This window comes from Ferrovibrio sp., assembly GCF_035304305.1.
Lineage (GTDB): Bacteria > Pseudomonadota > Alphaproteobacteria > Ferrovibrionales > Ferrovibrionaceae > Ferrovibrio.
On sequence record NZ_DATGQG010000169.1, the window covers coordinates 1 to 10,908 of the forward strand.

General features: G+C 63.8%; 11 protein-coding genes. 2 read left to right on the top strand and 9 right to left on the bottom strand.

The annotated features are described in order from the left end of the window. Window positions 1-882, top strand: an 882-nt coding sequence (locus VKZ87_RS18300) for an aminotransferase class III-fold pyridoxal phosphate-dependent enzyme (protein ID WP_324222715.1), incomplete at its 5' end; no start/stop codon positions are given. A gap of 53 nt (window positions 883-935) precedes the next feature. Here the strand turns inward: VKZ87_RS18300 and VKZ87_RS18305 are convergent. The 4 genes from VKZ87_RS18305 to VKZ87_RS18320 all read right to left on the bottom strand — a co-directional run bounded on the left by VKZ87_RS18305 (window position 936) and on the right by VKZ87_RS18320 (window position 4,608). Next, window positions 936-1,499, bottom strand: a complete 564-nt coding sequence (locus VKZ87_RS18305; protein WP_324222716.1) for an SRPBCC family protein — start codon at window positions 1,497-1,499, stop codon at window positions 936-938. Beyond that, window positions 1,496-1,813: a metalloregulator ArsR/SmtB family transcription factor gene (locus tag VKZ87_RS18310; RefSeq protein ID WP_324222717.1), complete on the bottom strand. Its 318-nt coding sequence runs from the start codon at window positions 1,811-1,813 to the stop codon at window positions 1,496-1,498. Before VKZ87_RS18310 ends, VKZ87_RS18305 begins: the two co-directional genes overlap by 4 nt. A 150-nt stretch (window positions 1,814-1,963) precedes the next feature. Further along, a complete protein-coding gene (locus tag VKZ87_RS18315; RefSeq protein WP_324222718.1) occupies window positions 1,964-3,142 on the bottom strand; it encodes an aspartate aminotransferase family protein in 1,179 nt (392 codons plus the stop codon). A 134-nt stretch (window positions 3,143-3,276) separates the two neighbouring features. After that, entirely contained in the window at window positions 3,277-4,608 is a 1,332-nt protein-coding gene (locus VKZ87_RS18320; protein ID WP_324222719.1) for an FAD-binding oxidoreductase, read from the bottom strand. Window positions 4,609-4,724: 116 nt separating this feature from the next. Between VKZ87_RS18320 and VKZ87_RS18325 the strand changes: the two genes are divergently transcribed. Further along, complete coding sequence (locus VKZ87_RS18325; protein WP_324222720.1) at window positions 4,725-5,660, top strand: LysR substrate-binding domain-containing protein; 936 nt, start codon at window positions 4,725-4,727, stop codon at window positions 5,658-5,660. A gap of 3 nt (window positions 5,661-5,663) precedes the next feature. On the opposite strand, the gene VKZ87_RS18330 is transcribed toward VKZ87_RS18325, so the two are convergent. From VKZ87_RS18330 to VKZ87_RS18350, 5 genes are all read right to left on the bottom strand, one after another. Beyond that, window positions 5,664-6,461 carry an ABC transporter permease gene (locus VKZ87_RS18330; protein ID WP_324222721.1) on the bottom strand — a complete coding sequence of 266 codons (798 nt, stop codon included), beginning with the start codon at window positions 6,459-6,461 and terminating at the stop codon, window positions 5,664-5,666. Window positions 6,462-6,464: 3 nt separating this feature from the next. Further along, window positions 6,465-7,304 (bottom strand): ABC transporter permease, encoded by an 840-nt coding sequence (locus VKZ87_RS18335; RefSeq protein WP_324222722.1) that lies wholly within the window; start codon window positions 7,302-7,304, stop codon window positions 6,465-6,467. Beyond that, on the bottom strand, window positions 7,301-8,752 hold the full coding sequence (locus tag VKZ87_RS18340; RefSeq protein ID WP_324222723.1) for an amidase: 1,452 nt from the start codon (window positions 8,750-8,752) through the stop codon (window positions 7,301-7,303). The genes VKZ87_RS18335 and VKZ87_RS18340 overlap by 4 nt, the downstream gene beginning before the upstream one ends. After that, window positions 8,749-9,864 (bottom strand): ABC transporter ATP-binding protein, encoded by a 1,116-nt coding sequence (locus VKZ87_RS18345; protein ID WP_324222724.1) that lies wholly within the window; start codon window positions 9,862-9,864, stop codon window positions 8,749-8,751. The genes VKZ87_RS18340 and VKZ87_RS18345 overlap by 4 nt, the downstream gene beginning before the upstream one ends. Before the next feature lie 51 nt (window positions 9,865-9,915). After that, window positions 9,916-10,908 (bottom strand): extracellular solute-binding protein (locus tag VKZ87_RS18350; protein WP_324222725.1); only part of this gene is annotated, 993 nt, incomplete at its 5' end.

A 10,908-nucleotide genomic window follows, 5' to 3' on the forward strand; every position in this document is an offset into this window, starting at 1 on the left:
GGCGTCGGCTTCGGCGGCATTTCCGTCGGCGGCATCGTTGCCAACCGCAAGGTCTTCGGCCCCATGCTGGCCGGCGTCGACCACCTGCCGCATACCCACAGCCTGAAGGACATGGCCTTTTCGCGCGGCCAGCCCGACTGGGGCCTGCACTTGGCCGACGAGCTGGAGCGCATCGTCGCGCTGCATGACGCCAGCACCATTGCGGCCGTGATCGTCGAGCCGGTGGCCGGCTCCACCGGCGTGCTGATCCCGCCCAAGGGCTATCTGCAGAAGCTGCGCCAGATCTGCGACAAGCACGGCATCCTGCTGATCTTCGACGAGGTGATCACCGGCTTCGGCCGCACCGGCGCGGCCTTCGGCGCCGATACCTTCGGCGTGCTGCCCGACATCATGACCACGGCCAAGGGTCTGACCAACGCCGCCGTGCCGGCTGCCGCCGTGTTCACGCGCAAGCATGTGCATGACGCCTTCATGAACGGCCCCGAGCACATGATCGAGCTGTTCCACGGCTATACCTATTCAGCCCATGCGCTGGCCTGCGCCGCCGGCCTCGCCACCCTCGACCTCTATCGCGACGAGGGCATTTTCGAGAATGCCAAGGCGCTCTCGCCCTACTGGGAAGACGCCGTGCACAGCCTGAAGGGCACGAAGAACGTCGTCGACCTGCGCAATATCGGCATCATGGCCGGTGTCGAACTGGCGCCCCGCGAGGACGGGCCGGGCAAGCGCGGCTACGAGGTCTTCGTGAAAGCCTACGAGATGGGCCTCGTCGCCCGCGTCACCGGCGACACGCTGGCCCTGTCGCCGCCGCTGATCCTGAACAAGGGCCATATCGACGAGATCTTCGACATCCTGAAGAAGGCGATCGAAGCCGTCGACTGAGGCCTGTGGCATACAGGGAAAAAGCCCGGCGGCGACGCCGGGCTTTTTTTGTTTCAGGCCGTGAAATGCTTCCGGTAGTGCCGCTCCAGTTCGTCGAACCGTGCCCAGAAGGGTGGCGGCGCATCCGCCCGCAGCACGGCTGCCAGGACACCCAGATGGACATGCCAGCCGCAGGAGACCATGAGGCCTTCCGTGGCACTGGTCAGCCGGCGATGGGTCAGGGTCAGCAGTACCTTGTTGCCCTGCGGCTTCAGCTCGAAGACGACTTCCGAGGCGGGTGAACCGTCGCCCCTGTCGCCCCAGGTCATGGCGAGCAGACGCGGGGCATCCAGCTGCGTGATCCGGCCCGGATTGGTGACCGGACCGCTGTATTGCCGGTAACGCTCGGGCACCGCCTCGCCCGGCGGCGACAGGCGGCTGTTGTCGAATTCCAGCGTCACCCTGCCGCCGACGCGCAGCTCCATCTCGCCGCCCGCGAGCCACGTGGCGCGCTTCTCCGGCTCGGTGATGTAGCTCCAGACCCGCTCGATCGGCCCGGGCAGGAGCCGCTCGAAGCGCACTGCGCCGGATTCGAGGACCGTGCCATAGGCGTTGTTGTCGGTCACATCACTGCTCATCGCTTGCTCCTTTTGCCAGGCTTGGCTTCCGGCTTGCGCAATTCGCGTTCCAGATCGTCCAGGCGACCGGCCCAGAAATGGCGGACATTGCGGATCCAGGCATCCATCTCGTCCAGGCCTTCGGGGTTCAGCCGGTAGATGCGCCGCTGCGCATCCGCCCGCATCTCCACCAGCCCGGCCTCCCGCAGCACCTTCAGATGCTGCGATATGGCCGGCGCGCTGACCGCGAAGGCATCGACGATCTCGCCGGCCGCGCGCTCGCCCCGGCTGAGGAGTTCGATGATGCGGCGGCGGGTCGGGTCGGATAGGGCCATGAAGCTCTGCATGGCCTAAATATTAAGTGAATACTTAATTAAGTCAATATAAAAATAATATGGCCATCTGCCGGGTTAACGGAACAGGGGGACCTCCGGCAATGAGTGCGCGGCGTCGCGGGATGGCAGGATGCGGACCATCCTTGCCGGTCACCCAGCCGTCAGCACATCCGGATAGCTTGCGGCGAAATCCAGCATGACCTCCCGGACCTTCTGCAGATCGGCGTCCGTCATGGGCAGCGACAGGAAGAGATCGCCTCTCGCGCAGACCAGGACACCCTTCAGCAGGCTGTGCATGTGGAAGAGCTGCCCGAGCAGCCGGCTGTGCGCCGGGATATCGGCTGGGGCATTCACCGGGTCAGCCGTGAAATGAAGACTGAACATCGAACCCAGGCCGACACACTGCATGGGCAGATTCCGTTCCCGGAACTCCCGGTTCATGGACAGCCGGAAATCCTCGCTGCGCGAGAAGAAATCCGCAGCCCGCTCAGGCGTGAAGACCCTGCTCAGCCCCGCCAGACCGGCGGCCAGGGTGCAGACGTTGTTGTTGAAGGTGCCTGCGTGCTTGAGCGCATCCGGACGGGCCGGATCGAAGCGGTCCATCAGGTCGGCGCGACCGCCGAACACGCCGCAGGGCAGGCCGCCGCCGACATATTTGCCCATAGTGGTCAGGTCGGGCCGGATGCCCATGAGCTGCTGGACGCCGCCGGGACCGCACCGTGACGTCTTGACCTCGTCAAAGATCAGGATCGTACCGGTACGCTGCGTGGCCTCGCGCAGCGCCTTCAGGAAGCCCGGCGCGCCGGGGATGTTGCCGCCGGCTCCCAGGATGGGTTCGACGATGACCGCCGCCAGTTCGCCGCCCTGCTCCTCGATGATCCGGCGCGCCCCTTCGGCATCATTGTAGTCCGCCATCACGAAGTCATGCGGCACGTTCATCGGCAGGCTGGCATCCCCGAAGACCAGGACGCCGCCATGATAGGCATGCCGGAAGACCATCACCTTGCGCCGGCCAGTCACGGCGATAGCCGTGGCGATGGCGAACAGGTTGGCCTCGGTACCAGAGTTGCAGAAGCGCAGGCGTTCCAGCGACGGGAACCGCTGCTGCAGCAGCGCGGCCATCCGGGCTTCAAGATCGGTCGGTGCGGCCAGAACCAGACCGCGATTCAGAACTTCCCTGATGGCGCCGAGGATTTCCGGCTCGTCATGTCCGTAGAGTCCGGCGGAAAACTCGCCAACGCAATCGAGGTATTCGTGGCCGTCTATATCCCGGAGTCGCGCTCCCCGCCCCTGGGCCATGGTCAGCGGGAACGGTTGATAGTACAGCACCGATCGGGTGTTCCCGCCGGGCAGGACGCCTCTGGCTGCCTGCTGCGCCGCGGCACTTTTCGGATTCTGCTCGCGGAACCGGGAATGAAGCTCCGCCAGATGACCTGAAATGCGGCTTTGCCGCGGATCTCCACTCACCGCCCAACCCTCTCATCCAGAAAATCCATGACCCGGAAATAGCCTTCCGCAGCCGGCAGAAACCAGGGCACGCCGTTGTACATGGGAAAGGCCCGCATCTGCAGATCTCCGAAGGGCAACCTGCCATGCAGCCGGCCTGCGATCCGCATAGCAACCATGGCGCCGAGGAACGGCATCATGGACACGCCGCTGCCGTTGCAGCCGACGGCATAGTGTATGCCGCCCAGCTCGCCCGCATGCGGCAGCGAATCGGAGGTGAAGGCGACATTGCCCTGCCAGGCATGCGTGACCTTGATCTCCCTCAGCACCGGGAAGCGGCGCGTGAGTTCGGCATGCAGAATGCGGGCATGCTCTTCCTGCGGGACGTGGCGGAACCGCGTCCGGCCGCCGAAGATCACGCGCTTGCCGTCCGGGGAGATGCGGTAATAGTGCATCAGGCGCCGCGTTTCTGAGAAGGTTCGCCCCTTCGGGGAGATGAAGGCGGCGAGATCCGGCGGCAGTTCCTCGGTGGCGATCACGTTGCTGGCCACCGGGATGAGCCGGCGGCGCAGCGGCGGCACCAGCGGACCGGTATAGCCGTTGGTGGCGACGAAGACGTGCCGCGCCCGCACGACGCCCTGCTCGGTCTGCACTTCCCAGCCGGCGCCGCGGCGCTGCAGGCTGAGCGCCCGGTTCTGACTGCTGAGCACGATGCTGTTGCGCCGGCGGCAGGCATCCAGCAGACCGCCATAGAAAAGTGCGGGATGCAGCTTGCCGGCATCGTCAAACACCATGCCGCCGTGATAGTAGTCGCTGTTGATTTCGTTCGCCTGCTGCTCGCGGGGCACCAGATAGCAGCCGGACACCCCGCTGGCCTTGAGTTTCGACTCGCGATCCCTCAGGGCTTCGTAATGCGACGGGGCGCAGGCGCCGAGGAAACGCCCCCGCTTCTCGAAATGGCAGGCGATTCCTTCCTGCTCCACGAGTTCCTGCACATGAATGAAGGCGTCCTTCGCCCACTGCACGATCGTGCTGACGATCTCCTGCGGAAAGCCGAGCGACCGCCCCGTAAAACTTTTCCCTATGCTGAGTCCGGCGCTGATCGCCCCGCCGCTGCGCGTGCTTGCGCCGGAACCGAACTGGCCGGATTCCAGCACGACGGAACTGAACCCCAGATCGGACAGCATCCGGGCTGCGCCAAGACCGCCATATCCGCCACCGATGATTGCGACATCGACCTGGGCCGGAAGCGTGCTGGCGATGCAGTCGACGGGACGAAACTCCTCCCACCAGTATGGCTCGAACTTGACCGAGGAATGCAGAAAGTCGTTGTCCTTATAACGGGGCATATTTTTCTTCCGAGCCCATAAACAGCGAGATAGGATGGCACTTTCAAGGCATTCCTCCGGCTCGTCAAAGTCATAATCTGAGGAATGTCATTCCTGTTGGTTATATTGAGGGGATCATGGCGCTTTCCCATCGCCAGCTGCAGGCTTTCTGTGCATTCATCGATACCGGATCGGTTACCGCCGCGGCGGAACGCCTGCGGCTGTCGCAGCCCGCCGTGAGCAAGATGCTCACCGCGCTGGAATATGATGTCGGATTTCCGCTCTTCTCCCGGGAGAGAAAGCGGCTGGTGCCGAACAGCGAGGCGCTTCTGCTCTATGGCGAAGCCACCCGCATCTTCTCGGGTCTGGCGGAGATCGAGGCCTTCGCGCGGGACATCCGCTCCCGCACGGCCGGATCGCTGCATATCATCTCCACGCCGGCTTTCGGCGACAGTTTCCTCCCTTCCGTGGTCGGCAAGTTTCTCGCCACCCATTCAAAGGCGAAACTGGTGTCGCACGTGCGCAGCTCGACCATCATCAACCAGCGAATCGTGAGCCAGCAGGCCGATCTGGGATTCTCGATGATGCCGTTCGAACACCCGGCGGTGATCTCGGAGCCGCTGTGCGAATGGCCTGCCGTCTGCGTCCTGCCCGAGAGGCATCGGCTGGCCTCAAGGGACGTGATCAAGCCGTCCGATCTCGCTGACGAGCAGTTTCTGTCATTTCCCAGTGACGGCCGGATGCGTCATCTGATCGACGCGGTCTTCGACCAGCGTGGCATCTCGCGGCGCCTGGATTATGAGGTCTATTCCTCGTCCGAGGCCTGCGCCCTTGTCGCGCAGAATCTCGGAGTCGCCATCGTCGATCCCTTCACCGCCTATGCCGCGACAAAGTGGCAGCCGATTGTCCAGCGGCGCTTCGAGCCGGAAATCTACTATACCTTCCGGCTCATGCGTCCCCGCTATCGCGAGACGTCGCTTCTGGCCGAGGAGTTCCTGGCCCTTCTCAGGCAGCAGCTCGACGCATTCCTGCTGGAGGCCGCCCGGACCCTGGCGAAGCCCAAGCGGCGCTGACCGTCAGGCGAAATCCTTCTCGACGAAGAATTCCAGGCCGACGGTACGTTCGAGCAGGAACACGATGAGGAAGGTGATTACCACCGTGGCCGTCGAGATCGCCGCCAGCACCGGCGAGGCACTGTCCTGGATGAAGGAGTAGATCTGCACCGGCAGGGTAATGACGTCGGGCCCGATCAGGAACATGCTCACCGTGACTTCATCGAAGGAGATGATGAACGAGAAGAGCAGCGCGGTCACGAAACCGGACTTGCTGAGCGGAAGAATGACGTCCCGCATGATCCGCCATTCGCTTGCTCCGAGAACCTGCGCGGCCTCGATCAGCTCGCCGTCGATCTTCTTCAGGGAGATGAACATCGGCCGGTAGGCGAAGGGCAGCGTGCAGATGAGATGCGCCAGCACGATGCCCGTGCCGGTGCCGAGAAGCCCCAGACTGGCCACCACCGCCACCATGGCGACTCCGAGCGCAGCGTGGGGGAAGAACAGCGGAGAGAAGATCATCGTCTCCAGGATGCCCGCGATCCCCGGCGCATAGCGGATGCAGTAGAAGGCCGTCAGGAAACTGATCGCCGTGATGACGACGGCGGTGGCCGCGGCGATCCAGAGGCTGGTGAAGAAAGCCGCCGGCCAGCGGGGATCCAGAACCGCCTCGATATACCACCGGATGCTCAGCTCGCCCGGCGGAAACTGGATATGGCCGGCCGAGGTGAAGGACGCGCCGACGACCACGAAAATCGGCGCCGGCAGGAACAGCAGAAGCGCGATGCCGAGCTGACGGGTCAGGGGATGCAGTTTGCGCATGGATCAGACCTCCTGGTTCTTCAGCATTCGCCGTTCCACCAGCTTCAGCAGCACAAGAACCACAAGGCTGAGGGTCAGCAGGCTGATGGACCAGGCCGAGGCCTTGTTGAGATTGAAGTTGTAGACAACCTCCTGGTAGATCTGCGTCCCGGCGAAATGCTGCCGGATGCCGCCGAGCAGAATCGGCGTGACGATCGCGCCCATCGTCGACAGGAAGATCACGATCACGCCGGTGAACACGCCCGGCATCGACAGCGGCAGAACCACCCGGCGGAAGGTCTGCCAGCGGTTGCCGCCCAGGATGCGGCTCGCCTCCTCCAGATTCGGATCAATCTGCAGCAGCGCCGAAAGCGTGGAGATCACCGCGAACGGGATCAGGACATGCGTCAGGCCGATCACGACACCGAGGTCGTTGAACATCAGCTTGAGCGGCGCGTCGATCAGCCCGGCCCAGGCGAGGAACTCGTTGATGAACCCCTTGGGCCCGAGGACGACCATCCAGCCGTAGGTCCGCACCACGAGGCTGACCAGCCACGGCACCAGCACCACGATCAGCAGACTGTTACGCCACTGGCCCGCACGCCAGAGCAGCAACGCGACCGGATAGGCCATGACGGCCGCGAGCAGCGCCACCACCAGGGCCGTCAGCAGGGTACGCGTGAAGGCGACATGATAGTCCGGCCGGTCAAGGATCTGCCGGAAATAGGTCGTCGAGAACTCACCCCCCTCGAGCAGGGCCGCGCCGAACAGTTGCAGCACCGACACGACAAAGGTGAGCAGAAGCAGGCCCACCGGGAGCAGCATGAGAATGCGCCATCCTCCGGCGCGTTGGATGGCGCTCATTGCACGGTTTCCTGCCTGAGTGGCGGCGCCGCCAGACGCGAGGCCGCGGTCACCTCGTCCATCGCGCGGGCGATGTCGATGAGACCGACCTCGTCGCCCCAGCGTCCCACGACGTGAATGCCGATCGGCAGGCCGTTGGTATGGAGGCTGTGGGGCAGGCTGAGCGCGGGATGGCCGGTCACGTTGTAGGGAATGGTGTAGGGGTACCATTCATCGCGCAGCGAGCCGATCTCCTTCCCGTCCAGAACGAAGGGACCGTGCTGGTTCTGGGTGATTGGCAGCGCCGTTCCCGCCGTGGTGGGCATGAGCAGGTAGTCGGCCTGCGCGAAGAGTGCGTCGACCCGCTGATACAGCCTGGTCCGCTCCTGCATGTCGGCACCGATTCTCGTGATGTCGATCTCCTGCGCCTCCTCCACGATGCGCACGAAGGAAGGATCGAGTTCCTCCCTCTGCTCGGCGACCATCCTGGTATAGCGGGCCGCCTGATTGACGCGGAGCAGGCGCCGCGCCACGTCGAGAGACCATTCGAAGGTGCTGCCGTCGAATTCCTCAACCACCGCCCCGGCGGCTTCGAGCTTGCGGCCGGTGTCCTCCAGCGCAGCCTCGATCTCCGGATCAAGGTAACGGTTCGAATAGCGGCGGATCATCAGGAAGCGCCTGCCTGCCACACTGGGCCGCTCCGCCAGCGGGGGCATCGGCGGGAAGTACCGACTCCAGGGGTCGCCGGCATGAGGCGCGCTCATGGCACGGAGACCGATGCCAAGATCCTCCGGCATCCTCGCCATGATGCCGTTGTAGACCATCAGATTGAAGACATCGCTCGCGCCGTCGTTGGGCACGCGGCCGAGGCTCGGCTTGAGGCCATAGACGCCGCATACCGCAGCGGGAATCCGGCTTGAGCCGGCTCCGTCGGTCGTGATCGCAATCGGCCCCAGGCCGAGGGCGACGGCGACCGCCGCGCCACCACTGGATCCACCGCAGGAGCGCTGGATATTCCATGGATTGCCCGTCGCGCCGTGCAGCGGGCTGTCCGTCATGATCTTGTGGCCGAATTCCGGCGTGGTCGACTTGCCGAAAATGATGCCGCCTGCCGCCCGCACCTGGGCAACACAGGTCGCATCGGCGGCAGGCACATGATCGGCATACAGCCTGCATCCGTAGGCCGTCCGCATTCCAGCCGTATTGATAAGGTCCTTCACGGAAACCGGGACACCGCCGAGGGGGCGCGATCCCTGCTGCCCCTTAGCAAGGGCTTCATCGACGGCCTTCGCCGCCTTCAGGGCAGCCTCCTGATCGAGATAGGCGAAGGCATTATAGGCCTTGAAGCGTTCCGCACGCCGGAACAGATCCTCGATCACCTCGCGCGCGGAGTAGCGCTTCGCCTCGAGGCCACGCTTGAGCTCGGTTATGGACTGGCCCGCAAGGCCGCGGTCGATGGCCGTCATCATGCCCCCCGGCCTGCAAAAACGTGAATCCTGTCGCTGGCAATGGCGAGCCGGCATTCGTCTCCCACCCGGGGAACCCGTCCGTCCAGATCGTGGGTCATCATCAGCGACGTGATCGTTTCACCTCCGGTCATGAAGGAGATGCGGGAAACCGCGCCAAGCGGCAGGATGTCCGTTACCCTGGCCGAAAGGCCGACCCGGTCAGAATCATCCGTGCCCGCCGTCCCGACCGAGACATCCTCAAGACGGAAGCAGATCATGCAGTCCATGCCGGCCGACAGACGCTGGGCGGCCAGATTGGCGGCAGGCAGCCGGATCACACCGGCATCGCTCTGGATCTCGGCCGTCTTCTCATCCGCTCGCACGACCTTCCCCGGCAGGGCATTGATGTCGCCGATAAACCGCGAGACGAAGAAATTTGCCGGCTTGTCATAGATCTGGCGGGGCGTTCCGACCTGCTGCAGCGCACCTTTGTTCATGACGACGATGGTGTCCGACATCACCGTCGCCTCTTCCTGGTCGTGGGTCACATAAATGAAGGTGGTGCCGAGACTCTTCTGGATCCGCTTCAGCTCGACCTGCAGCTGCTTCTTCAGCTGCAGGTCCAGTGCGCTGAGCGGCTCGTCGAGCAGCAGAATAGCCGGTTCGAGAACGAGGGACCGGGCAAGCGCCACGCGCTGCTTCTGCCCGCCGGAAAGCTGATTGATGCGCCGCGTATGCAGTCCGTTCAGGCCAACGAGATCGATAAAGCGCATGACCCGCTGGTCAATCTCCGCCGCCGGCCGTTTCCTGAGGCGCAGGCCATAAGCGACGTTTTCGTATACCGTCAGATGGGGAAACAGCGCGAGATTCTGGAAGACCATGCCGATCGGGCGATTCTGCGTGGCGACGCCCGCCATGCTGACCCCGTTGATCCGGATTTCTCCGCGAGAAGGCTCAATGAAGCCGGCAATCAGCCGCAGAAGCGTGGTTTTGCCACATCCCGAAGGCCCCAGCAGGGTTACAAAGCTGCCCGGTTCGATGCGAAGCGACACCTCCCGCAGGACTTCGGTGTCGCCGTAGGACTTGCTCACCCCGGCAACATCAATGCTGCCGGTCTTCTTTTCGTTGATCATGATCACTCGCAATCGGGAAACGGGGCGCCGCGGTCGCGGCGCCCCTGCACGTCAGCGGGGGGCGTTCGCCATCATTTTCTCGACCATGTTGACCCGCTCCTCATTCTCTTCGACGATCTTGCTCCAGTCCGGAGCATAGACCACCTTCATCAGGTCTTCCTGGGTAATCCCGAAGGTCTCCTGGAAGTCGGCGGGCCATTTGGCCGTCTTGTTGGTCGGAAGACCGCCGCCCAGCGTTGCCGCCTTAACCTGGGGTTCGGCGCGCAGCTGGAAGTCGATGAACTTGGCGGTGTTGGCGCGGTTCTTCACACCCTTCGGCGAGACGGTGGCGTAGGCGAGCATCAGCACACCCTCCTTGGGGATCGCCATTTCCACATTCTTCACGCCCTCGCGCTTCAGGTGCCAGACGCGGGTCGAATAGAAGGGAACGGCCGCCACCTCGCCCCGGGTCAGCAGCGTGTTCATATGCGCAAGCGAGGTATAGGTGGTCAGCGTGTTGGCGATGACCTTCTCCAGGATCGGCAGACCCGGCTTGATATCGTCGGCACTGCCGCCGTTCGCCCTGGCCAGCATCACCAGATCATAGGGCGCGGCGTAGACAGGCCTGGTGATCGACAGCTTACCCTTCCATTTCGGGTCGCCGAGATTGTTCCAGGACGCGAAGTCCTCCCTCTTCGCAAGGTCGCTGTTGTAGGCGATGCCGTAGAAGCCGAAATAGGACGGTACGCCAACAACCTTGTTGTTCTTGTCCCGCACGATGATGTTATCGGGAATTTCCGCCAGATGCGGCAGTTCCTTGTCGTCGAACGGTTCGAGAAGTCCCTGCTTCGCGAGCGCCACAGCCTCGAAGTAGGTCACGGTCGCGGTGCTGTACTGAGACGCCGCCGCCGGTGAGCGGATGACACCGGCCGTATTGGGCACTTCGGCGATCTTGACCGGGATCTTGGTGGCCGCGGTGAAGGGTTCGGCGTAGGCCGTGCGGGTGGTGGCGGCGCCGCCACCGCCCCATGTCGCATGAACCAGTTCGTCGGCAGCGTTGGCCTG